Source organism: Paraclostridium dentum (genome assembly GCF_048568265.1).
In the GTDB taxonomy this organism is placed as follows: domain Bacteria; phylum Bacillota; class Clostridia; order Peptostreptococcales; family Peptostreptococcaceae; genus Paraclostridium; species Paraclostridium dentum.
In genome coordinates this window covers 556,016-580,602 of record NZ_CP183813.1, presented here as the reverse complement: position 1 = coordinate 580,602, position 24,587 = coordinate 556,016, and the positions used below count along the sequence as shown (strand labels likewise).

Annotated in this window: 23 protein-coding genes and 1 tRNA gene; 5 read left to right on the top strand and 19 right to left on the bottom strand. The window is 28.7% G+C overall.

What is annotated here, in order from left to right; all coding sequences use genetic code 11:
* Positions 1–180: 180 nt before the first annotated feature.
* From ACN6I1_RS02545 to gpr, 5 genes are all read right to left on the bottom strand, one after another.
* The gene (locus ACN6I1_RS02545) at positions 181–1,512 is read right to left on the bottom strand and encodes an APC family permease (protein ID WP_021432087.1); all 1,332 of its coding nucleotides are present in this window, start codon (positions 1,510–1,512) and stop codon (positions 181–183) included.
* 259 nt (positions 1,513–1,771) lie between these two features.
* Positions 1,772–3,577: a translation elongation factor 4 gene (gene lepA, locus ACN6I1_RS02540; RefSeq protein WP_114542742.1), complete on the bottom strand. Its 1,806-nt coding sequence runs from the start codon at positions 3,575–3,577 to the stop codon at positions 1,772–1,774.
* A 133-nt stretch (positions 3,578–3,710) separates the two neighbouring features.
* A complete protein-coding gene (locus ACN6I1_RS02535; protein ID WP_419742610.1) occupies positions 3,711–3,968 on the bottom strand; it encodes a hypothetical protein in 258 nt (85 codons plus the stop codon).
* A gap of 9 nt (positions 3,969–3,977) precedes the next feature.
* Positions 3,978–4,949 carry a stage II sporulation protein P gene (gene spoIIP / locus ACN6I1_RS02530; protein WP_419742609.1) on the bottom strand — a complete coding sequence of 324 codons (972 nt, stop codon included), beginning with the start codon at positions 4,947–4,949 and terminating at the stop codon, positions 3,978–3,980.
* A gap of 12 nt (positions 4,950–4,961) precedes the next feature.
* On the bottom strand, positions 4,962–5,918 hold the full coding sequence (gene gpr / locus ACN6I1_RS02525; protein ID WP_053831317.1) for a GPR endopeptidase: 957 nt from the start codon (positions 5,916–5,918) through the stop codon (positions 4,962–4,964).
* A 275-nt stretch (positions 5,919–6,193) separates the two neighbouring features.
* On the opposite strand from gpr, the gene rpsT reads away from it, so the two are divergent.
* Positions 6,194–6,460 (top strand): 30S ribosomal protein S20, encoded by a 267-nt coding sequence (gene rpsT, locus ACN6I1_RS02520; protein ID WP_021432084.1) that lies wholly within the window; start codon positions 6,194–6,196, stop codon positions 6,458–6,460.
* 230 nt (positions 6,461–6,690) lie between these two features.
* Here the strand turns inward: rpsT and holA are convergent, their stop codons facing one another.
* From holA to ACN6I1_RS02500, 4 genes are all read right to left on the bottom strand, one after another.
* Complete coding sequence (gene holA / locus ACN6I1_RS02515) at positions 6,691–7,722, bottom strand: DNA polymerase III subunit delta (RefSeq protein WP_419742608.1); 1,032 nt, start codon at positions 7,720–7,722, stop codon at positions 6,691–6,693.
* On the bottom strand, positions 7,676–8,962 hold the full coding sequence (locus ACN6I1_RS02510) for a ComEC/Rec2 family competence protein (protein WP_419742607.1): 1,287 nt from the start codon (positions 8,960–8,962) through the stop codon (positions 7,676–7,678). The genes holA and ACN6I1_RS02510 overlap by 47 nt, the downstream gene beginning before the upstream one ends.
* Before the next feature lie 85 nt (positions 8,963–9,047).
* Positions 9,048–10,214, bottom strand: a complete 1,167-nt coding sequence (locus ACN6I1_RS02505) for a GNAT family N-acetyltransferase (RefSeq protein WP_419742606.1) — start codon at positions 10,212–10,214, stop codon at positions 9,048–9,050.
* Between the two features lies 1 nt (position 10,215).
* Positions 10,216–11,121: a DUF2156 domain-containing protein gene (locus ACN6I1_RS02500; protein ID WP_220796760.1), complete on the bottom strand. Its 906-nt coding sequence runs from the start codon at positions 11,119–11,121 to the stop codon at positions 10,216–10,218.
* 162 nt (positions 11,122–11,283) lie between these two features.
* Here ACN6I1_RS02500 and ACN6I1_RS02495 point away from each other — a divergent pair, with 162 nt between their 5' ends.
* Positions 11,284–12,108 (top strand): ComEC/Rec2 family competence protein, encoded by an 825-nt coding sequence (locus tag ACN6I1_RS02495; protein WP_195945503.1) that lies wholly within the window; start codon positions 11,284–11,286, stop codon positions 12,106–12,108.
* A gap of 145 nt (positions 12,109–12,253) precedes the next feature.
* On the opposite strand, the gene ACN6I1_RS02490 is transcribed toward ACN6I1_RS02495, so the two are convergent.
* Positions 12,254–12,958, bottom strand: a complete 705-nt coding sequence (locus tag ACN6I1_RS02490; RefSeq protein ID WP_035114563.1) for a tRNA threonylcarbamoyladenosine dehydratase — start codon at positions 12,956–12,958, stop codon at positions 12,254–12,256.
* A gap of 80 nt (positions 12,959–13,038) precedes the next feature.
* Here ACN6I1_RS02490 and ACN6I1_RS02485 point away from each other — a divergent pair, with 80 nt between their 5' ends.
* Complete coding sequence (locus ACN6I1_RS02485; RefSeq protein ID WP_419742605.1) at positions 13,039–13,758, top strand: hypothetical protein; 720 nt, start codon at positions 13,039–13,041, stop codon at positions 13,756–13,758.
* Between the two features lie 51 nt (positions 13,759–13,809).
* Here ACN6I1_RS02485 and ACN6I1_RS02480 read toward each other — a convergent pair.
* From ACN6I1_RS02480 to ACN6I1_RS02470, 3 genes are all read right to left on the bottom strand, one after another.
* Positions 13,810–13,906, bottom strand: a tRNA-Sec gene (locus ACN6I1_RS02480).
* A gap of 196 nt (positions 13,907–14,102) precedes the next feature.
* Complete coding sequence (locus ACN6I1_RS02475) at positions 14,103–14,777, bottom strand: uracil-DNA glycosylase (protein WP_419742604.1); 675 nt, start codon at positions 14,775–14,777, stop codon at positions 14,103–14,105.
* A gap of 14 nt (positions 14,778–14,791) precedes the next feature.
* The gene (locus tag ACN6I1_RS02470; RefSeq protein ID WP_021432075.1) at positions 14,792–15,157 is read right to left on the bottom strand and encodes a NusG domain II-containing protein; all 366 of its coding nucleotides are present in this window, start codon (positions 15,155–15,157) and stop codon (positions 14,792–14,794) included.
* A gap of 61 nt (positions 15,158–15,218) precedes the next feature.
* Here ACN6I1_RS02470 and ACN6I1_RS02465 point away from each other — a divergent pair, with 61 nt between their 5' ends.
* On the top strand, positions 15,219–16,265 hold the full coding sequence (locus ACN6I1_RS02465; protein WP_419742603.1) for an FAD:protein FMN transferase: 1,047 nt from the start codon (positions 15,219–15,221) through the stop codon (positions 16,263–16,265).
* A 126-nt stretch (positions 16,266–16,391) separates the two neighbouring features.
* Here the strand turns inward: ACN6I1_RS02465 and selB are convergent, their stop codons facing one another.
* Genes selB through ACN6I1_RS02445 form a run of 4 tightly spaced genes read right to left on the bottom strand, consistent with a single transcriptional unit; the run spans position 16,392 to position 21,515 of the window.
* Positions 16,392–18,275 carry a selenocysteine-specific translation elongation factor gene (gene selB, locus ACN6I1_RS02460; RefSeq protein WP_419742602.1) on the bottom strand — a complete coding sequence of 628 codons (1,884 nt, stop codon included), beginning with the start codon at positions 18,273–18,275 and terminating at the stop codon, positions 16,392–16,394.
* A gap of 2 nt (positions 18,276–18,277) precedes the next feature.
* Positions 18,278–19,687: an L-seryl-tRNA(Sec) selenium transferase gene (gene selA, locus ACN6I1_RS02455; RefSeq protein WP_419742601.1), complete on the bottom strand. Its 1,410-nt coding sequence runs from the start codon at positions 19,685–19,687 to the stop codon at positions 18,278–18,280.
* 24 nt (positions 19,688–19,711) lie between these two features.
* Entirely contained in the window at positions 19,712–20,758 is a 1,047-nt protein-coding gene (gene selD / locus ACN6I1_RS02450) for a selenide, water dikinase SelD (RefSeq protein ID WP_148551250.1), read from the bottom strand.
* A gap of 55 nt (positions 20,759–20,813) precedes the next feature.
* Positions 20,814–21,515, bottom strand: coding sequence for a helix-hairpin-helix domain-containing protein (locus tag ACN6I1_RS02445; protein ID WP_220796756.1), 702 nt, complete (start codon positions 21,513–21,515; stop codon positions 20,814–20,816).
* A gap of 77 nt (positions 21,516–21,592) precedes the next feature.
* On the opposite strand from ACN6I1_RS02445, the gene ACN6I1_RS02440 reads away from it, so the two are divergent.
* Complete coding sequence (locus ACN6I1_RS02440) at positions 21,593–22,936, top strand: D-alanyl-D-alanine carboxypeptidase family protein (protein WP_220796755.1); 1,344 nt, start codon at positions 21,593–21,595, stop codon at positions 22,934–22,936.
* 27 nt (positions 22,937–22,963) lie between these two features.
* Here ACN6I1_RS02440 and sdaAA read toward each other — a convergent pair whose 3' ends face one another.
* Entirely contained in the window at positions 22,964–23,842 is an 879-nt protein-coding gene (sdaAA, locus tag ACN6I1_RS02435; RefSeq protein ID WP_021432068.1) for an L-serine ammonia-lyase, iron-sulfur-dependent, subunit alpha, read from the bottom strand.
* A 23-nt stretch (positions 23,843–23,865) separates the two neighbouring features.
* Positions 23,866–24,540, bottom strand: a complete 675-nt coding sequence (sdaAB, locus tag ACN6I1_RS02430) for an L-serine ammonia-lyase, iron-sulfur-dependent subunit beta (RefSeq protein WP_021429814.1) — start codon at positions 24,538–24,540, stop codon at positions 23,866–23,868.
* Positions 24,541–24,587: the final 47 nt, after the last annotated feature.

Sequence of the window (24,587 nt, the reverse complement as noted above, 5' to 3'; positions counted from 1 at the left end):
ATTTAAATATAATTATATATATTATACCTCAAAACATAACTATTCTAATCTTATTAATCTAAAATTCAAATAAAATATTACTTTATTGAACTTCTATATAAACCACGTAATAATTTTCTTAAGCACAAAAAAGAGATAGTAAAATTACTATCTCTTTTTTATCTATTTTTAAATAATTAATTAATTATTTTTTTGTTTTTTTGACATTACTGAATAAACTGGTAACCCTATAGCCGTAACTATTAATCCACCAGCAGCTACTAAAGTATTATTCATTAATTGGTTAACTATAACGAATAATCCACCAGCTATTGCTATTAATGGTATTATTGGGTATAAAGGCACTCTGTATGGTCTTTCTAAGTTTGGTTGATCTTTTCTTAACTTCATTACTCCTATGAAAGTTAATACATAGAATACCCATATTATGAATATTGTTAAATCTGTTAATAAGTTGAATTGTCCTGATAATGCATATAAACAAGCAAGTATTGCCATTAAGAATATTGCATTTGCTGGAACTCCACCTTTATTTAACTTACATAATGCTTTACTTCCTGGTAATGTACCTTCACAAGCTAATGCGTAAGATACTCTAGGTCCAGTTAATAAGTATCCATTTAATCCACCGAATACAGATATTAATATACCAACTGTTACTATTTTACCACCCATTGGTCCAAATATTCTTTCTGCAACTAATGATGCTGGGGCACTTACTGTTGCCATTTCACTAGCTGGTACAACCCATAAGTAAGCTAAGTTTATAACTACATAAACAGCCATAACTATTGATAAACCACCAACTATAGCTTTTGGTAAATCTTTACCTGGGTTTTTCATTTCTCCTGCTATAGATCCAACATTTATCCATCCATCATATGCGAATAATGCTGCTATTAAAACTTGACCTAAAACAGCTCCCATAGATAAGTTTTCACCTATGAATGGAGTTGTTATTGAGTTATCTCCTGATCCATTTATAAATCCGAATACTATTATAACAGCTAATGGTATTAATTTACATATAGTTGCTACAGTTTGTATTGTTCCACCTAATTTAGATCCTACTGTGTTTAAAACTGCTAAAAATAATATAATTCCTAATGCTATTGGTAATACAACTGCCATATTAGTCTCACTTTGACCTATTAAAGTAGCTGCTTGTTGAGCAAATATTACACCTAATGCTGCTGCTGTCGCCGGGAAGAATAATACCGCTTGCATCCACCCTGTTAAAAATCCTAATCTGTCTCCATATATCTCTTTGATATATATCATCATACCACCAGTTTTTGGTATTGCTGCAGATACCTCTGCTGCTGTAAGTCCAGCTGCTATTGTTATAACCCCAGCTATAACCCATGCTAACATACCTAATCCTGGTGCTCCACCTGTTGCTGAATATATAGCTTGAGGTTTAAAGAATACCCCTCCACCTATAACCATACCAACAACTGTAGAAAGCGCTGCCGAAAAACCTAAAGTTTTTTGAAGTCCTTTGTTGCTCATCGTTTTCCTCCTTATATTTCTGCTTTATTAAAATGTCCAATATGAATATTACTACATTTTTTTATAAATAACAATACATTTCGACACTTTTATTTTTTTTTTTATAGTACTTTAAATAAATTCATTTATTTTATAATTTAGGATAACCATTACCTCATTATTTTATTAAATTTTAATTAGTTTTTATACTAAATTTTCTACATTTTTTGATTATTTCTACAAAAAAAATGAAGGGAAAATTCCCTTCATTTTATAATAATTAGCTATCTAATTTTAGTACAGACATGAACGCTTTTTGTGGAACTTCTACAGATCCAATTTGTCTCATACGTTTCTTACCTTCTTTTTGTTTTTCAAGAAGTTTCTTTTTACGTGATATATCTCCACCGTAACACTTAGCAAGAACGTCTTTTCTAAGTGCACTTATAGTTTCTCTAGCCATTACCTTATTACCAACTGCAGCTTGTATAGGTACTGGGAATTGATGTCTAGGTATTTCACCTTTTAATTTTTCACACATTGACTTCCCTCTTGAGTAAGCTTTACTTTCATGAACTATAAAGCTAAGTGCGTCAACTTGTTCTTTGTTTATTAATATATCTAATTTTACAAGCTTAGAAGGAACATAATCCTTTAACTCGTAATCTAATGATCCATATCCTCTTGTTCTAGACTTTAGAGCATCAAAGAAATCATAAACAACTTCATTAAGTGGAAGATCATAGTGAAGCATTACTCTTTTTTCATCTATGTATTCCATATTTATCATATCTCCACGTCTCTCTTGGCAAAGTTCCATAACTGTACCTACATAGTCTTTAGGAACTATTATATCACCTTTTACCATAGGCTCTTCTATCATTTGTATCTCATCACGTTCTGGTAAGTTAGCTGGATTTTGTACCATAACTAATTCCCCATCAGTTTTTGTTACTTTATATATAACAGATGGTGCTGTAGTTATTATGTCTAAATCGAATTCTCTTTCTAATCTCTCCTGGATTATCTCCATATGTAATAGTCCTAAGAATCCACATCTAAATCCAAATCCTAATGCTGCTGAACTTTCAGCTTCAAATTCAAGAGCTGCATCATTAACTTGTAGCTTCTCTAAAGCATCTCTTACGTTTTCGTACTTTTCTCCTTCACCTGGGTATATACCACAATAAACCATTGGAGTAGCCTTTTTATATCCTGGCATTGGATTTTCAGTTGGGTTGTTAGCATCAGTTATTGTATCTCCGACACAACAACTTCTTATATCTTTTATACTAGCTGCAATGTATCCAACATCTCCAGCACTTAACTCATCTAACTCTCTTTGTCCTGGAGCCATAACACCAACTTCAGTTACTTCAAACTTTTTATTAGTGTTCATCATTTTTATAGTCATACCTTTTTTAACTGTTCCCTCATATACTCTAACGTATGCTACAACCCCTTTATATGCATCATAATATGAGTCAAATATTAATGCTTTTAAAGGAGCTTCTTTATCACCTTGTGGTGCTGGAACATTTTTAACTATAGCTTCTAGTACATCTTCTATGTTTAATCCACTTTTAGCTGATATAAGTGGAGCTTCACTTGCATCAAGCCCTATTATATCTTCTATTTCTGTTTTTATTTCATCTGGTCTTGCACTTGGTAAATCTATTTTATTTATAACTGGTAATATTTCTAAATCTTGATCTATTGCTAGATAGACATTTGCTAATGTCTGAGCTTCAACACCTTGAGCTGCATCTACTACAAGTAATGCCCCTTCACAAGCTGCTAAACTTCTTGAAACCTCATAGTTGAAGTCTACATGTCCTGGAGTATCTATTAAGTTTAAGTAATACTCTTGTCCGTCCTTAGCCTTATAAACTAATCTAATATTTTGAAGCTTTATAGTGATTCCTCTTTCTCTTTCAAGATCCATGTTATCTAGTAACTGATCTTTCATCTCTCTTTCACTAACAAGTCCTGTATGTTGAATTAATCTATCTGCTAAGGTAGACTTTCCATGGTCTATATGCGCTATTATACTAAAATTTCTCGTTCTACTTTGTTTGCTGTCCACCTTTTATTCCTCCTTTTTATTATTATCATAACTTTTATTTTATAATATATCCGCAATTATGTAAATATTGATACAACAATTTAAACAAAGGTTCTTAAAATAATATTAGGGCTATCGTATCGATAACCCTAATTTATCTTAAATTATTAAGTTTGCTTATTTTTTCTTCTACATCTTTTACAGTTTTCATAAATGAACCATTTAAGTTTTCTATAAACACTTCTATGTTGTACTTCTCTATCTTTCCTATCATAAGTGTAGCCTCTTTATCTATTAAAAACATGCATCCACTTATTACACAAACCATAGTTAATATAAATATCCCTCTATATATAGGCCTTCTAGATAGCTTTTTAATCTTTTCCTCTTTTTTACGTTCTGCTCGGCTCATAGTTCTATCCTACATACCTTTTTCTTTTAAAAATTCATCTATTACTTCTGCAATATACTTAACTGATGCTTGAGCTTCTTCTATAGTATTTGCATTTCCTCCTACTTCTAGTAACAATGGCTTGTCTGACTTATATTGATTGAATTTGGCTTTTGGCTTTTTAACTACTGGTCTTGTTATTCCTGGGTATTTACTTTCAGCAAATGCTGTAATTTCTTTTGCTAATTGTAAATTTTTAGAATAGTTCTCACTTTTTTCACCTACAACAAATAAAAATTTAGCAACATTTTCTCCATTTATTTTAGTTGTACATGCATCATGGAAATCTTTTTTAGCTTTTTCACTTGCTATATCTCTACCATCTCTATGTAAATCTATTATTACATCAATGCTTTTATATTTTGCCTGCATTGTTTCTATAGTTTTTAAGCTTCTACTATATGCCCCTGTAAACTCTGGCATATCATGGTAAGTCGTATTGTGAACTACAGATCTTCCTCTTTTATCTAATTCTTGAGTTAAAAGTGCTCCAATTTCAAGGGTAGCATTTTCTTTATCATAAGAGTGATAGTTTCCAGTTGGAGAATTTACATACGTTTCTCCTCCATGAGTATGATATATAAGAATTTGAGGCTGATCTTTTGTCGCTAATACATTATCTACATATTTGCTACTTGTAGATGCTGTCTCTGTAGTTTTTTCTTTTTTCGATGAATCCTCAACTTTAGGAACATTATCTTCTCCTACATACATCTTTACGAATTCATCTTCTTTATTTGTAGATTTTTTTTCTGATTTATTTTGTGCTTTACTTGCTTCCTTTTCATTTTCAGATTTAGGTGTATCTACCTTAGTCTCTGGATAACTTGTATTTATAAGAAATTTTAAAAACTCATCTTCATTTAGTGCATACGATGTCTTAAAACATAACCCACATATAACACAGGTTAAAATGCTCAAACTAGCAATTTTTCTTCTCATATTATATCCTCCTTAATTTACAATTCTCCCAGGATGAAGCGATCTATTTAAGCCTTCGCTTATTATTACTGCTAGATTTTCAATCGTATCATCTATATCTTTTGGTGTAACTATTAAATTCTTATCATATGGTTCTAGTGATTCTCTTATAAAATGATATTTTTCTTCTTCTTTTAACTCTTTTAACATGTTGTAAAAATCTTTGCTTTCTTTGGATTGTTCCATAAGATTATCAATTGCAAGGTCAAGTACATCACTAGTTAATGTTGCCGCATCAACTACTGTTGGCACTCCTATCGCTATTACATCTACCCCTAAATAGTCTTTATTTAATGCTTTTCGTTTATTACCAACCCCTCCTCCAGGTGAAATTCCAGCTGTTGAAATTTGTATCGTAGAGTTTACTCTTTCCATTTTTCTTGAAGCTAGGGCATCTATTGCTATAACTCTATCAGGCTTTATCATATCAACTATTGATTTTACTATCTCGCTTGTCTCTATACCTGTAATTCCCATTACTCCGGGACTAAGACCTGCAACTTCTGTAAAATCATCATCATATTCTTTGTTGTAGTTTTTAAATATATGTCTAGTTACTAGAGTTTTAGAAACAGCTTTCGGTCCTAATGCATCTGATGTTATATTCCAGTTACCAAGCCCTATAACTAACGTCTTTTTAGTTTTATCAGTTCCAAGTATATCTATTAGTTCATCTTTTAAATATTCAGTTACCTGCTCTCTAGATTCATCATCATCATATTTCATTAACTTACTTTCTATAGTCGTGTAAATCCCTATCCCCTTGTTCATAATTTGAGATCCTTGCTCATCTAATACTTCAACTTTAGTTACAATACAATCATCTAATTCTTTTGTATCTATTTTAACTCCAGGTATATTACTTCCATCATTACCTTGTTCATATATTTCTCTAGCTTCTAGAGCTAAATCAGTTCTTAAACTTATCATAAAACTTCCTCCATTTTAAAAGTTTAAATTTAATCATACTAAACATTGTTAACAAATTTTATAATTTTATAACCAAATAAATTTAATTTAATTTTTTTTAGAATAATTAATTTGTAGGTTGTAAAATATTTTGATTTGGGTTATAATCTAAAAAGTCAAATGGAAAGATATTAAAAAAGTTAATAATAATTATCCTTGATTTTTAGATTTATTTCTGTTAAAATCTAATATGTTGACGATGAATAATATAAACTACTCACGAGGGGGTGAACCAGATGGCAAACATAAAATCAGCAAAGAAAAGAATAAAAGTTATCGAGAAGAAAACTGCTTTAAACAGAGCTAGAAAATCTCAAATAAAAACTGCAATAAGAAAGTTCGAAGAGGCTGTTACTGCAGGAAACAGAGAAGAGGCTGCTGCTAGATTCCAATACGCTCAAAAGAGAATATCTCAAGTAGCTTCTAAAGGAACTATACACAAGAACGCTGCAGCTAGAAAAGTAGCTAAGTTAGCTCAAAAGTTAAACGGAATGAACGCTTAATTCCCGTTTAAAATAGATATTGACCCTTGATTTTAATCAAGGGTCTTTTTCTATTTAATTTAAAACTACGCATAAAAATAAGGAATTATCCAAATTCTAGATTAATAGTAAAATAGCTAAGTATTATTTAAGAATTTACCCTATACTTTAATTATCTTCAAAGTTTCATATGGATAAATTTTTAAATAATACTAAAACTAACTACATATTAAATCTATTTGAACAATTCCTTACTGACAATACTTGCTTACAAGTATCTCTACCGCTAAATTATCTTTCATTAGTCCATTCTTTATTTTAAAATCACTTTCTAATATAAAATTCAACATATCAACTACAGCTTCATCAGCAAATAGTCTACCTTGCTTTAATGCCTTCGTAACTACAAATGGATGTGCTGATAATTTTTCAGCTATAACTTTAGATGAATACCCTTGATTTTGTAATTGCCTTGCCTGCATGACTAATTTAAATTGCTTTGAAACCATAGCAAATATACCAAGAACAGATTCACCTTCTAAAATCATATCCGTTACTATTTTCATTGCATGTGATGAATTTTTATTTCCAATCTCATCAATCAGTTTAAATATATCATTTTCAACTTTCTTTTGAGATAATTTATCAATAATAACTTTAGTTACATTATTTCCTTTACCTACAAATGAAGCTATTTTATTTATTTCATTTTCTAAATCAGATAATGTCTTTTCACTGTTTTTATCTCTATATCCTTCTTGCTCTATAAAATACATGATTTCAGAATCATTTATATATACTTCATTTTGCTTGAATCTATTCTTTACCCATTTGAATAAATCCATATCACTTAACTTATCACAGTGATTAACTATTCCAACTTTGTTAATTTTTTTAACTAAACTTTTTCGTTTGTCTACATCTCCATATACTAAGAAAACTATAACCGTTGTGTTGGGTACTTTTTCAATATATTCTATAAGCTCACTTTCATCACTATCTGAAAAGTTTTTTTTCTTTCCCTTTAGTAATTCAAAATCTTTTATTATTAAAATTTTCCTCTCATCCATAAATGGAAGTGTTTCTGCATTGCTTAAAATTTGATCTAATGTCAGTTCTTTTCCATCAAGGATATCTAGGTTAAAATCTATCATACTTTCATTCAAACTTTTTTTACAAGTTTTAATTACATTTTCTATTAAATAAAACTCTCTTCCATAAAAAAGATATACATTTTTAAATTCGTTGTTGTTCATGCTCTTGATGATATCCTTGTAATTCATTTCTTTGCTCCTTTATCGTTTTTATTTCTTTATATATCATAAAAATTCCTACTAAAATGTAATATACAATAACTAAAATTTTATTAGAATTTTCAAATTCAATAAAGCTTCCATTTATATTATATAAAAATTCTAATGTCATATATATAAAATCAATTATACTTGTGTTAATCTCAACCATTATTTTAGTTAAAATTAAACTAAACGGCAATACTATAGCACTTAAAATGCTAATGTATATAATTATACTTAAAAGTGGTACAACTACTATATTACTAACTATACATACAATAGATATATTTTTAAAATATAAATATACTATTGGAGATGTTAATATATTAGCCGCTAAAGTAAGAGATACGGTCTTAACTTTTATTTTTTCATTTATATAACCATAGAAGTATATTATAGACAATGTTGCAAGAAAAGACAATTGGAAACTTATATTATAAATCACATAAGGATTATTTATTATTAAGGAAATACCTACAATAGACAGGTTATTTATACTATCTGACCTTTTTTCTACAAAAACTGCCAAATAAGATATTAAGCTACAAACTATAGCTCTTATTATAGATGGGGATTGTCCAACCATAATACTGTAGCCCCAAAGTATAAAACCTAAAAAAGCAAATTTAAGTAAATTGTTTATTTTGCCAAGGCTAAACCCAATTATAGTTATAAGTATGCTTACATGAAGTCCTGATAAAGCTAAAATGTGACTTACTCCAGTTTTAGAAAAAATTTCAGTTACTTCTGAATCTATACCTTCTTTTTCACCTAAAATTATCGAATTTAAAAATTTAGATTTGTCTTTATATAAATACTTTATTGTTTTACTTATTTTATCTTTTATGTTAAACAATTTGATATAAATAAAATTATCTCCAATAATTTTATAATCATTTATTTCTACAATCCCTTTATACCCTTTGCTCTTTAGATACCTACTATAATCAAATTTTTCATCCTTAAAGTTTTCATGTTTTTTTAACATCCCTTTAAAACTTATAATTTGACCTGGCTTTATCTCTATTTTGTTAGAATAATCATTTATTAAATAATCTTCAATTTGGTATTGGACATAATTATTTTTCTTTACTTTATTTTTAACTAGTCCTGCTATCTCTACATTACAATTTTTATTATTTTTATAATCTTCATTTGGGTAAAAACTTGTAACAATAAAGCTTATACTTATCATTATACAAAACGCTATAAATATTGGCCTTCTCATAAAAAATCTCCTAGACATACTTTTCTAAATTATGTACATATAAGATTTTTTAAATCAAAAAAAGGAAAAAGTAAACACTTTTTCCTTATACATATTCATTTATATAATTTTCTTTTTTATTAAATATAGAGTTTAGTAAGTCTATTGCCTTTTTATTTTTATCTGTTACCTCAATATTTTCTATAAATAAAATTTGATTTATATCAGTATACTCAAAAGCCATTTGACTTAAATTATTTATACTCAATTTAAAGTTAGCTTCACTATTGCTTTTTTTAGCTACTATTTTATTATTTAAAATCTTAACTTCAAAAACATTATCATTTTCTTTTATTTGATTATCATCAATTTTTATATATACACTATCTAAATCCTTATGTTTTATATAAATGTCATTTAAAAAGTCTTCAACATTTACAACTCTTCCCATCATAAACGGTTTTAAACTTATCTCATTATCCTTTAAATTTGATAATATAAATCTTATACTATCTGTTATAGGAGACATTACTTTTATATTTTTGCATTGAGTGTTGTGGTTGAAAATAAACTTTAAAATAGACTTCAAAGAATTTATATTCTTATAACACATTTCTCTTACAAACATAGTATCTCCCATAAGGAAATATATTATATATCCATCATAGTCATTATCTTTATGTATGTAAATATGACCATTTTCACATTTTATTTCTTTAAACAAATTTTCATAATAAAATTTATCTCTAACAACATATCCATTACATTTAGATACAAACTCGTTATAAATATCAATCATATAAGCTATATGACTTTCATTTATTTTTTCAAAATCTCCATTTATTTTAAATTGTTTTAAACCATCTATATCAAGTTTATATTCTAATTGATCATAACAATGCTCATATCCATACTTTTTATATAATCTATAGTCTATAGGCATAAGTAACGAAACTACTTGTCCTTTTTTATAAAGTTCATTTAATGAAAAGTCCATCATATCCTTCATGTATCCTTTGCCTCTTGCATTTGGAAACGTAGAAACGCCTACTACATATGACGTATCGTAAACTTTTTCATTTAACTTTATTTTGTATTGATTTAATTGAAGAGAAGATTTAAGTTCATTGTCTTCTTTAACAATAACGGTGTTTTCCGGATTGTACTTGTTGTTAAAGTAATAATCAACAAATGATTCTTCGTCTCCAAAGCAATAATTCCAAATATCTTTTAAATCCTCTAAATCTTCACCCTTAGCATATCTTATATCCATTTTATGCCTCCATAACCGTATACTTTTCTACAAATTTACATGGATGATATGAAAGCTTAGCTTTTCTAAGTCCTTCAATCCCTAGGTCTTCTTCTCTATTTACAAACTCTACATTTTCAAATTCATGTACTAAAAATTGTTGATTTATATATTGATATAACCCTCTGATTTCTGGATTAGCTTTTTCAATATGAATAAGTGCCATATCTTCATTTATATATTCACCTATAGTAAATGCTTCTAACTTATTGTCTATATATACTCCAGCTACTTTAACTTCTTCTTCTAATACATCATAATTATCAAATATTTTTTTAATTCCTATAAATTCATCATCTATTCCATCATCTACATCTCCTTGTTCAGCTTTATTGCTAGCCCAAGCTCTTAAAAGTTCTATACAATCAGCAAACTCTTTTTTACCTAATTTCTTATATTCAAATCTTCCTTCGTATTCTTTTAAGAAATAATTCAGATGATTTCTTTTCTTTTGATTTTTTCTTCCCTTTAATGTTCTTAGAGCCTCAGCATCATATACATAGTCAAAATAGTCTCTTTCTTCTATATATTTAAACTTACCTGGATAATCTTTTTGAAGCAACTCAACAACATCTTTCGTAACAGCTCTTAAGTAAATTTGATGATCTTCATGCTTGAAGTAATTAACCATAAATTCTAAAGCTTCATGTATTTTATCTTTTTTTGCTAATGGAAGTACAGAAAATCTATCTCCTTCGTATTCTCCAACAATTAAAGCAAAATCATCATTTACATAATAACTAGTTTTATAAACATGTCTCCACATATATAAAGTAGTAAAACAATATTCACATGCTTCATAATCAACATGATGGAAAAAAGGTTTTAATTCTTCATATGCATTTATATCAATTTCTTTAAAAATCATAAATAACTCTCCTTTTGATGCTTATATATTAATTTATATACCCAACTTTACCGTTCATTTGAATTAATTTTAAGTTTAAAGTCTAAACTAATAAATAATGTTTTTATTTATTAATATTATCTTTATTTATTTAATATAAACAGGTAATGATTGGAGTATTTAATGAAAAAAATCATATGTTTAACATTTATTATAATAACACTTTTGGTTGGTTGTGGCAAAAAAACGCTCCTATCAGTCCATATAATAGATGTAGGTCAAGGTGACAGTATCTTAATTCAAACTCCAAATAAAACTAACATATTAGTTGATGGAGGAGATGAAGATAGCTCTCTTATTATAAAAAAGTTTTTAAAATCTAAAAAAGTTAAAAATATAGATTTCGTTATAGCTACTCATCCAGATACTGACCATATAGGAAGTTTAGATGCTGTTATTGATAAATTTGAAATTTCCAAAGTTTATCTTCCAAATAAAGAAGTAAATAGTGATTCATATTACAATCTAATTCAATCTTGTAGTATGAAAAATATTCATCCTCAATTCCTCGAAAAGGGAAATGTCATAAGTTTAGACAATAACATAAAATTAACCGTCTTAAATCCTTCTTATACCCATTTAGATAATAATTCAAACTCTATCGTCTTCAAATTAGACTATGGTAAAAAATCATTTTTATTTACAGGTGACTGCACATTAGAAAATGAACAAGAAATATTAAATAGTTTTAACTTAAGTAATGTAAATTTTTTAAAAGTTGCTCATCATGGTAGTAAAAATTCTTCAGGTGAAAATTTTATAAACACTATAACTCCTGATGTCGCAGTTATATCTTGTGGGTATGATAACGAATATGGACATCCACATAAAGAAACTTTACTTAATTTATCAAAAACAAACACAAAAGTCTACAGAACTGATAAACAAGGTCATCTATCCTTTTACAGTGACGGAAACACCATAACCACCTCATCACCACCTAAATAGTAAAGTAAATAAAAAAAGTGATTGAGCCTTAGCGAAATGTTAATGAATAATTTAATCGACATTTACAGGCGGTGTTTTAAAGCCTGTATGGAGATAATTTATTCATTAACATGGAGCACTAGCCAAAATCACTTTTTTACTTAGTTTACTTTATTAAATCATTTACTACTACAGACGCTATTGTAAGTCCCCCTACTGAAGGTACAAATGATATACTTCCTGGCGTTATTTTCTTTCCATTCATAATTTTTTCTTTTAACTCTACAGGTTGCTCTGTTGAATAAACAACCTTTAATTTTTTTATCTTTCTATCTCTTAATTCTTTTCTCATAACTTTAGCAAGTGGGCACATTTGAGTTTTATATATATCCGTAACTACTATTTTTGTAGGATCTAGCTTATTTCCCATACCCATAGAACTTATTATATTTAAATTCTTTTTAACACAAGTTTCTATCAAATGAATTTTAGAAGTAACCATGTCTATAGCATCTATAACATAATCATATTCTTCACATAATATTTCTTCACTATTTTCAGCTGTATATTTTGCTCTTATTGCTTTTATATCTATATTTGGGTTTATATCTAAAATTCTATCTTTCATAACATCAACCTTATATTTTCCTACAGTTGAGTGAAGTGCTGGTATTTGTCTATTTATATTAGTTATGTCTACATCATCAAAGTCTACAATAGTCATCTTGCCTACACCAGCTCTAGCTATAGCCTCTGCAGCAAAACTTCCTACTCCTCCAACTCCAAATACAATTACATTTGAATTTTGTAATTTTTCAATTCCTTCATTTCCGATTATAAGACCTGTTCTAGTTTTAAAATTTTTGTTCATGCTTTAAATATCTCCTTGTGTAATTTTTTTCATGTGCAAGAATATAATTTAATATCGATTATACAAATAGGGGTGATGCTTTGAAAAAATTAATTAACTTTCTATTTTATATACTTATAATAAATGTATTAGTTTCACTGCTTTTAATACTCGACGTAAGTTCTTCTAAAAATAATATCCATTCAGATATTATAGAATCCCTATCTAATAACGATAATTATAATTTAATTGTTCAGATTTTAAAAGATACTAATAAAGAAGATTTTATAAGATATATAGATTATATGCAACTCGATATTCATAAAAATTTAGAAAATGGTCCAAATAACTATATAGCATTCTCTATAAGATTACCTCAAAATAAATCTTTTATATCATTTTATGTAAAAAATAAAAATAATACTTACTCATTTGATTCAATTGTAGATAATTTAGACGACATAAATGAATTTTATTTTTATAAAGATTTTTTAGTAGTTGAGCAAAATTGTGAAGATGAAACTACATACTCAAATGATAAAAAATTTATAGAGATATTTTATCAAGAAGGACTTAAGTATTCATCTAAACTAAAAAAAGATCTATATTTCGAAAAAATAGATTTAAAAAGCAATGATAAAATTAAAGTATCTGGAAGTATGGACTTTCTAGACGACTACCCTCCCCAAATACTATATGTCTCAACAATCTCATCAAATGATAATTCCTTTTCTAAAGACGTTTCAAAAGAATTATATATGTGGGATAATGCCCTTAAACAATTTACAATGAGCCAAAAAGAAAACCTTGCAGATAATTAAGTTATTAAAAGCAAAAAAAGAACTTCTATACAGAAGTTCTTTTCATTTAATTGGCGGGAGTGCGTGGGAATCGAACCCACCCAAGAAGCTCTTAACCCCTCATACTAGTTTTGAAGACTAGAGGGCACACCAGCACCCATCCACCCCCATATGGGATGTCCTCTCACTTACAAACTTATATTACCATATATTTTTTTTTGATGCAACTGTTTTTAGCAAACATTTTCATATTTTTACAATTTTCTATATAATTTAACTTTAATTTTTGTAAATTTTTATTTTTTTAACCTTAAAAAAATAAAATCCTTTCACATATTAAAAGGATTTTATTTTTATTATATATTTTATATATTTGGAATTTGCCAGTCTATAGGCTCTTTTCCTAATTTAATTAAGATATCATTAACCTGAGAAAATGGTTTAGATCCAAAAAACCCTCTACTAGCTGATAGTGGACTTGGATGTGCAGATTCTATTATGTAATGTCTATTTGTATCTATTAATTTTTTCTTACTTCTTGCATTATTTCCCCATAGGACAAATATTACAGGATCTTCTCTTAAGTTTAACGTCTCTATTATATGATCTGTGAAAGTCTCCCATCCTTTTCCTTTATGAGAGTTTGCTTCATGAGCTCTAACTGTAAGCGCTGTATTTAATAGTAATATACCTTGTTTTGTCCAAGGAACTAAAAATCCATTATTAGGTATAAAACATTCAAATTCTGAGTTTAATTCTTTGTACATATTTAATAAAGACGGAGGTGTTTTTACTCCAGGCTTTACCGAAAATGCAAGCCCATGAGCTTGATTTTCTCCATGATAAGGATCTTGACCTAAAATTAGTACTTTAGTATCTTTGTATGAGGTATATTTCAATGCATTAAATATGTCATGCATATCAGGATATATAATATTATTTTTATATTCCTCTTTTAAAAATTCTCTTAATTTCAAATAATATGATTTTTCAAATTCACCTTTTAATATTTCATCCCAATCGTTTCCTATGTTAACCATCTCTTCACCTACTTTTAATTTGCTATTGTGTCTATATCATTTTTTTCATTACTGATTATTTTTATACTTACCTTATTAGGTATACATACTATATTTTTATTAGACTTATCTATAAATCCAGTTTTCACGCATACTTTGTCTGGACATGATGCATCTACGACTTCAACACCTTTATCATGAATTTTAATCTTGTTAAATCCAGAATCTGTTTTTATAGTTATGTCTTCAGTTGCATCAATAGGAATTTCTTTATATACTTTATTATCTAAATATATAACTATTTTTTCACTTTTATCTTGGTTTTTGAAAAAACTAAAACTTATCCAAATTCCTATTATGATTAAAACTGATAAAATAAGAAAAAAATCGTTTTTCTTCATTTTTATCCTCCAAGCATTTATAATATAATTAAATATATCATAAATATAAAGGGGAAACAGCATGAAAAATAAAAAACTTATACTTTATATAGCAATTTTATCAATTTTAGCTATATTTTCATTTTTAATCTTTAGGCAAAAAATTAATACATATTCAAAAACTATGTACTACCTAGGTACTGTTAATGAAGTTACACTATACACTAAATCTAATGAAAACGAAGCTAATGCTATTTTAAGTAATTGTGAAAATATAATAAAAGACATAGATAATAAAATGAATCCATCTACATTATCTAGTGATATTTACAAAATTAATGAAAATGCTGGTATATCTTATACTAAAGTATCACCAGATACTTTTAAAGTTATAAAAACAGCTCTTCACTTTTCAGATTTATCAGATGGGCATTTTGATGTTTCAGTTGGGTCATTAGTTCAACTATGGAGTATAGGTAATGAAAAAGCTAGAGTTCCTAGTCAAGATGAAATAAATTCAGTTTTACCTACGATAAATTATAAAAACATAATTTTAGATGAGAAAAATAATAGCGTAATGCTAAAACACAAAGGTACAAAGTTAGACTTAGGAGGAATTGCTAAAGGTTATGCTGCTGACAAAGTAGTTGAATATCTTAAAAAACAAAAAATCGAAGGATCTATAGTAAACCTAGGAGGAAATATTTTTACAATTGGGTCTAAGGATGGTAAAAATAAATTTAATATAGGAGTTCAAGATCCAACTAAGCCTAGAGGAAATGCTATAGGAAGTATATCAACAACAGATAACTCAGTAGTTACATCAGGAATTTATGAAAGATATATAGAAAAAGACGGGAAAATTTATCACCATATATTAAGCCCTAAAACTGGGTACCCTGTTGAAAATGAACTTAGTAGTGTAACTATAGTCTCAAATAATTCAATGAATTGCGACGCACTATCTACTACAGCTTTTTCACTTGGAACTAAAGAAGGTATTAAATTAATAGAATCTTTACCAAACACAGAAGCAATATTTATAACAAAAGATAAAAAAATATACCTAACTCCAGGTCTTAAAGATTCATTTAATCTTAAAGACTCAACCTTCACCATCCAAAATTAAAAAAAGTAAGTAGTCAGGCAAAGCTTAATATGTAATTGTTTTAGAAGCACTTAAAGACCGAGATTTTTAGGTCTTTGTGCAAAGAAAACAACTACATATCAAGCAAGCCACCACTACTTACTTTTTTTAAAATAATACTCTTTTATTTTCAACTCTTTTTGTAATCTTATTTCTATCAAAATCTTCTAATATTATCATACAGTTTTTTCTACTTGAATTAACTAAATCTCTATAATCACCTAAAGTTATTTCTTTATTTTCTTCTAAATACTTTATAAGCTTTTCTTTAGCATCGTTATATACTTTTGAAGACATTAAATAACTATCTTCAATTCTTACAACAGTATTTCCTATTAAAGATTCTAATACTTCTTCATATTCTTTTTTATTGTTAGTTATATCTTCAATTGCATAAATATTATTTAGTCCTGCATTGTTTAATATTTTTTCTATCTCATTTTTTATTTTTGTTTGCTTTTCGTTAAATACAACATTAAATTTCTTTAGCGAAACAAAATTTCCATTAACTTTTATAAGATCATCATTTATAAATAAATCTAGTAAAACATCAAAATCTCTTGTTTTAAATTTACTTTCAACTTTAGATCTAACTTCTTCTTTTAACATACCTTCTCTTAATCTAAACTTTTTATGATATGCTTGAAGTTCACTTTCTGCCTTTTCTTTTAATGCATTATATTGGTTTATATGCATGTACATATTGTTTATACATATAACTTTGTCTTGTCCAATAAGCTTTTCTAATGATTTTTTTATATTATCTTCACTCTCACCACTATAACTCATAATTTCTTTTATATTAGGATAGTTTCTAGAGTTATTTTTTAAGTAAGCTTCTAATATATCTGAAAGCTCTCCTTTTTCCTTTATTTTAAGAGCCTCTATTACGTTAGTATCAAATCTCTTATGTTTTCTTGGGTTAGTATCTATAACTATACCTCCACCTATTGTTTCCATAGGAGAATATCTTCTAACGACAAACTTATCTCCTTTTTTTGCAACTATACTTTCTTCCAGTCTAAGTTGAACTAAACCACTTTCTCCTGGCATTATTTCTTCTACCTCTAACGGTACTGCTCTACAAAGTATTTCTCTAGTACCATGGTAAAGTCTTAATCTATCCCAGTGTTTAAGTCCTGCATCTGTATGTTTAACAACGCTTAATCTAACATCTAACATCATTGCTTCTTCTAGTGAATGAGGTGATGCTAACACATCTCCCCTGTTAATCTCTTCAACCTTTACATTAGATATGTTTATAGCTGTTCTTTGCCCAGCATAAGCTGTTTCAACACCCTCTCCATGAACTTGTATGCTTCTTATCTTTGTTTTAAGCTCTTTTGGGTATATTACTAGATCATCATCTATACTTATTTTACCTTCTATTAAAGTCCCTGTTACAACTGTACCAAATCCTTTTATAGAAAATACTCTATCTATATTAAGTCTAGCTGGAGTGTCTAGGTTTTTATCTTCTATTTCATCAGTCATTTTATCAATTTTATTGATAAGATTATCTAAACCTTTTTTAGATATAGAGTCTACTTCTATAATTTCTGCATCTTCTAAAAATGTTCCCTTAACTTTTTCTCTTATATCCTCTTTTACTAACTCTCTGAAGTCTTCTTCCACAGTGTCACTTTTAGTTAATACTATCATTCCTTTTTTTATATTTAAAAATGTTAAAATATCCATATGTTCTACAGTTTGAGGCATAACTCCCTCATCAGCTGCAACAACTAATAAAACCATATCAAGTCCAGATGCTCCTGCTAACATGTTTTTTATAAACTTTTCATGTCCTGGAACATCTACAATCCCTGCTCTTTTATTACTTGGTAAGTCAAAGTAAGTAAATCCTAAATTTATAGATATACCTCTTTTCTTTTCTTCAGCTAATGTGTCTGTTTCTCTTCCTGTAAGTGCTTTTATAAGAGTGGTTTTACCGTGGTCTATATGTCCAGCCGTTCCTATTATTACGTTTTTCATGTTTAACCTCCTATTAAAGCTTTTTCTAATTCATTTTTTACAATTTCAAATTCATCTTCAAATATAGTTCTTGAATCTAATACATACTTATCATCATAAACTCTAGCTATAATATGAGCATCACTTAATCTAAGTTTCTTTTCTAATGTTGAAACATTTATATTTTTAGGAGTTATAGATATAACTTTAGAATCTATAGTCTCTAAAGGCATAGATCCCCCTCCAACTTGAGATAACCCATCTTCAATTGTTATATTTGCATATTTATCTAAATGTTTTATTTTTTCATATAAGTTGTTAGCTTTTTCTTCTAATTCATCCATTGTATAAGTTAACATTTTTAATGTTGGAATTTCTTTTCTTGCTTTTTCTTCGTCTAAGTACATTCTTAATGTAGCTTCTAACGCACATATAGTTAGTTTATCTACTCTTAAAGCTCTTGTAAGTTGATTCTTTTTCATTTTTTCAATATATTCTTTTTTACCAACTATAATACCTGCTTGAGGCCCACCTAACATCTTATCTCCACTAAAAGTAACTACATCTGCACCTTTTCTAATAGAATCTAATACTGTTGGCTCATAACTTAATCCATACTTAGATATATCTAAGAAAACACCACTACCTAAGTCCTCAATTATAGGTAAATCATGTTTTTTGCCTAGTTCACATAATTCATCTACATCCACACTTTGTGTAAATCCAAGTATTCTATAATTACTTGTGTGAACTTTCATAAGAACTTTAGTATTTTCGTTTATTGCTTCTTCATAATCTTTTAAATGAGTTTTATTAGTTGAACCAACTTCAACTAGGTCAGCTCCACTTAACGCCATTATACTAGGTATTCTAAAAGAACCACCAACTTCAACTAACTCACCTCTAGATACTATAGCTTCCCCACCTTTTGCCATAGTGCTTAATACCAGTAGTACAGCCGCTGCATTATTGTTAACTACTAATACATCTTCAGCCCCTGTTAATCGTTTTATAGTATCTGTTAAATGGGTATATCTTGAACCCCTTTGTCCTTTATCTATATCATATTCCAAGTTTGAATATCTAGATGCCGCTTCCCAAAGCTCACCTTTTATACTTTCACTAAGAAGTGATCTTCCTAGATTTGTATGAAGTACTGTTCCTGTAGCATTTATCACTTTCTTTAATGATAATGAGTATTTTAAATTACATTTATTAATTGTATTTCTCACTACTTCATCTATAGTTATATCAAACTTATCAAAATTTTCCTCTTTTAATTCTACTATTTCTCTTCTTTTTTCTTCTATAGATTCTCTTATACCTTCAAGTAAAATATTTCTTGGATATTCATTTAACGCATTTATTATCATTTCTTGGTTTAACATCTCATCTACTGAAGGTAATTGAGCAAATAATTCTCTTTTATTCATTAAAGTTCCTCTCCCCTTAAGTCATTACTTTACTGTTATATACTTTTCTTCTTTATCTACAACAGTTCCTATTATTTTAGCTTCTATAGACCCATTCTTCTTCATATCTTCTACTAATATATCTGCTAGATTACTTTCTACAGAAATAAGTAATCCTCCTGATGTTTGAGGGTCATATAATATATCTTCCATAGCTTCTTCTATGTTTTCTAATTTAACATCACTTGATATATATTGTTTATTTCTATACATACCAGCTGGTATTATTCCCATTTTAGCCATGTCAATAGCACCATTTAATATAGGAATCTCATTAGCATTTAGTTCTATACTAACTTCTGATGCTTTTGCCATCTCTAATGCATGTCCTAAAAGTCCAAATCCTGTTATATCTGTAACTGAGTTTACCTTTATATTATCAAAGCTCATAGCTGCATATTTATTTAAATGAACCATAGTTTCAACTACGATTTTAGAAGTTTCTTCATCTACTAAACCTTCTTTCATAGCAGTATTTAATATCCCTACTCCTATAGGCTTAGTTATAACTAGTTTATCCCCTACTTTTGCAGTTGCATTAGATAAAACTTTATCAGGATGTACTGTTCCTGATACTGATAACCCATATTTAGGTTCTTTATCATCAACAGTGTGTCCTCCAACTAATAAAGCTCCACTTTCTTTTACCTTATCCATTCCACCTTTTAATATTTCTGCTAGTACATTCATATCATGACATGCTGGGAAACATACTATGTTCATGGCAACTAAAGGCTTTCCTCCCATAGCATAAACATCTGATAATGAGTTAGATGCTGCTATTTGTCCAAATATGTACGGATCATCTATCATTGGAGTGAAAAAATCTAAAGTTTGAATTAAAGCTGTTTCATCATTTAATTTATAAACAGCCGCATCATCTGAAGTTTCAAGTCCAACTAATAAATTTTCTTTTTTATCCGATGTATTTTTAGGTAATTGAGATAATACCGATGCCAGTACCTCTGGCCCTATTTTAGCGGCTCATCCTCCTGAAGTTGTCATATCTGTAAGTCTTTTCATCATTTCCATAATTATGTCTCCTTTCTTTAAAGCATTACATAACTAATAATATCATAATTAGCATTTATTGAATACAGATATAATCCTTCAAATCATTAAATTTATTTTCACCTATCCCTTTTACATTTTTTATTTCGTCAATTGATTTAAACTCCTTATTTTCTTCTCTGTAATCTATTATTTTTTGTGCTGTAACCTCTCCAACTCCAGGTAATGAATCTAATTCTTCTTTAGATGCACCATTTATATTTATTTTTTTATTGTCACCCTCAGTGCTATCATTACCATCATTGTTGTTATTTTCAGCATTTTCATTTGAATCATTAAGTGCTATTTCTTCACCTTCTTTAGGTATTATATAATGGCCCTCATCCTTAACTTTCATAGCTAAATTAATTCTATTTGTGTCAGCTTCATCAGTAAGTCCATCACAAAGCTTTACACCTTCCATTAACCTTTCATTACTTTTTAGTTCTACAACTCCAGGAGAATTTACAGCTCCACTTATATAAATACTAATTTTTTTAGTCATATTTTCAGTTTTATCAACAGTTTTTACATCTTCAATATTTTCTATTTTTGAGAAATCCCCTTGATTATTATCATTTTTTTCAATATCATTATTTTCTAAATTAGATTTTTCACTTTCTGCACCACTTACAACATAAGAATCATTTTTTTCTATAAATTTATTATTTTTAATTAAAAAAACTGAACTTATGGCAATAATCACAATTATAATAATAAAATTTTTCTTCTGCTTCATTTTATCACTCCTTCAAATTTGATTATTGACATAAATATGTTATACTAAAATATAAGTTTACAATCGGAGGACAAAAAATGTTAAAAAAAGTATCAGTATTATTATCATTCATAATAACTTTTGTTAATTTATTTGCATTTGGTAACATTTCATTCGCAGAAACACCACCTCCTAATATATCTGCTCAATATGCAGTTTTAATGGATTACACAAGTGGAAAAGTTTTATATGAAAAAAATTCTAATGCAAATTTATACCCAGCATCTACAACTAAGATGTGGACTGCCTACCTTACGTTAAAATACGCCAAAAACCTAGATGAGGTTGTAACTGTTGGTAATATAGGAAATGTAGGTGGAACAAGTATGTATTTAGTTCCAGGGGAGCAAGTTACAGTTAGGCAACTATTAGAAGGTTTACTTTTAGTTTCTGGAAATGATGCAGCTGTTGTTTTAGCTCAACATATTAGTGGATCTATTCCAGAATTTGCAAATTTAATGAACGAAGAAGCTAAAAAGATAGGTGCTAAGAATACTCATTTCCATAATCCAAATGGATTACCTGACCCTGAACATTACACATCAGCTTATGATATGGCTTTAATGGCAAGAGAAGCAATGAATAATGAAGATTTTAGAAACATAGTAAATAAAAAAACAATAAAAGTACCAGCTACAAATTTATCACCAGAAAGAACATTAATTAACACAAACAAATTTTTAACAGGAACTACTACAATTCCTTATAAAGGACAAAATACAGATATTAAGTATGACATAGTAGATGGTATAAAAACTGGATATACAGATGACGCTGGTAAATGTCTACTTTCTAGCGCCAAAAAAGATGATATGAGATTAGTTGCTGCTGTATTTAAAGCAGATGGTGAGCCTAACTTATATACAGATAGTAGAACTCTTTTAGATTATGGATTTGATAATTTCAAATCTCAAAAAGCGATTGAGAAAAATGATTTTGTAGACTCTAAGTTTATATGGTATGCAAAGGGAAGAAAATTAGAATACGAACCTAAGTATAGTTATTATACAGTTATTAATAAAGGTGAAACTACACCTACATTTGAAGCTAAGGCTAATTTAAATGATATAAAGCTTCCAATAAAAAAAGGTGATACTGTAGGTACATTAGAGGTTTATAAGGATAAAGGTAAAAATCCCGTTGCAAACATTCCTCTAATAGCTCAAAATGATGTTACAAATGTATTTTCATCAATATTAAACAATCCAATAGTAAAAAGCTTCCAATCAATTATAATTGGTGCAATTTTAATAGTTGTAATTTTCATTGTGTTAGTTTTAGTTAAGAAAAAGGTAAGAAGAAAGAAAAGAAGAAAAAATATATATGCGAAGAAAAAAAGCAATATGTATTCAAATAAAAAAAATCGTAGGAAAAGACATTAAAAAAAGAGGCTGATAGCCTCTTTTTTATTATCCGAATATTTTTTTAGTTAAGCAGTTTCCTGTACAAGTAGCAGCAACTCCACCTAATGCAGTTTCTCTTAACTCCATTGGAAGACCTCTACCAACTTTATACATAGCTTCAACAGTTTCATCAAATGGTATTATATTTAATATTCCAGCTAAACAAAGTTCTGCAGATATTAAAGCATTAGCAACACCTATAGCATTTCTTCCTTGACAAGGAACTTCAACAAGACCTGCTATTGGATCACAAACTAATCCCATTACATTTTGTAAACAGTGAGATGCAGCAGCAACAGCAGCTTCTACACTTCCACCCATTAACTCAACTATACCAGCAGCACTCATTGCAGCTGCAGCACCAGTTTCAGCTTGGCATCCACCTTCAGCTCCTGCAACAGTTGCATTTCTAGTTATTATAGCTCCTATAGCTGATGCTGTAAATAATGCATCTAACATTTCATCATCACTGAATCCATATTCTTTACCTATAGTAACTATAGCTCCTGGTAATATACCACAAGAACCAGCTGTAGGTGCAGCAACTATAAGCCCCATAGAAGCATTTACTTCCATTGTTCCCATTGCAGCAGCTAAAGCTTTATTCATTAATCCACCACAAACTGTTTTTTGAGTATTTCTGTGATTTTCTAATTTTTTAGCTTCTCCACCTATTAAACCTCCAACAGATTTTATATCTTCTGTTACAGCTCTTTCAGTAGCTTTTTTCATTATATCTAAACTAACAGCCATTTTTTCTCTTACTTCTTCTTTAGAAAGTCCGCTTAATTCAGCTTCTCTTTCTAAACATAATTGACCTATAGTCATGTTAAATTCTTTACATTTTTCTATTAATTCTGCTCCGCTTGTAAAGTTGTATTTCATATTCTGTCACCCTTCCTTACTCATTAGAATTTGTCTAAAACTACAGCTTTCGCTATAACTTCAAATTTTCTTAATTGATCTAATACATCAACATCTAAAGCTTCATCTGTTTCTATTGTAACGAATGTATACTCAGCTCCAGCTGGCTTATTAGTAGACATATTTGCTATATTCTTGTTGTTATGAGCAAGAAGTCCAGTTACGAAAGATACAGCCCCAGGTATGTCTTTTATTTCAAGTATAACTGCTGGTCTAGAACCGTTAAAGTCAAGTGGTAATCCGTCCATTTCAGTAAGTTTAATGTTTCCACCACCTATAGATGCTCCTTTAACTTCTGCCTTAGACCCATCTTCTAAAGTCATTTCCATTTTAACTGTGTTAGGATGTTCGTTTTCTCCTAAGTTAGCTTTAATGAATTCAAAGCTTACACCTAATTCTTTAGCTAAGTCGAAAGAATTTCTTATTCTAGCGTCGTCTGGTTGGAATCCTAATATACCACCAACTAATGCTTTATCTGTTCCATGTCCTTTGTATGTTTCTGCGAATGATCCATGTAAGTAGAACTTAACATCTTTAACAGGTTTACCTGCTATTTTTAATGCCATTTTCCCTAATCTTGCAGCACCTGCAGTGTGCGAGCTTGATGGACCTATCATATTTGGTCCTACGACATCAAATACACTATAATCTTTAGCCATTAATAATACCTCTTTTCATCAAATTGTCTTTTTTCTTTTGTTTTGTA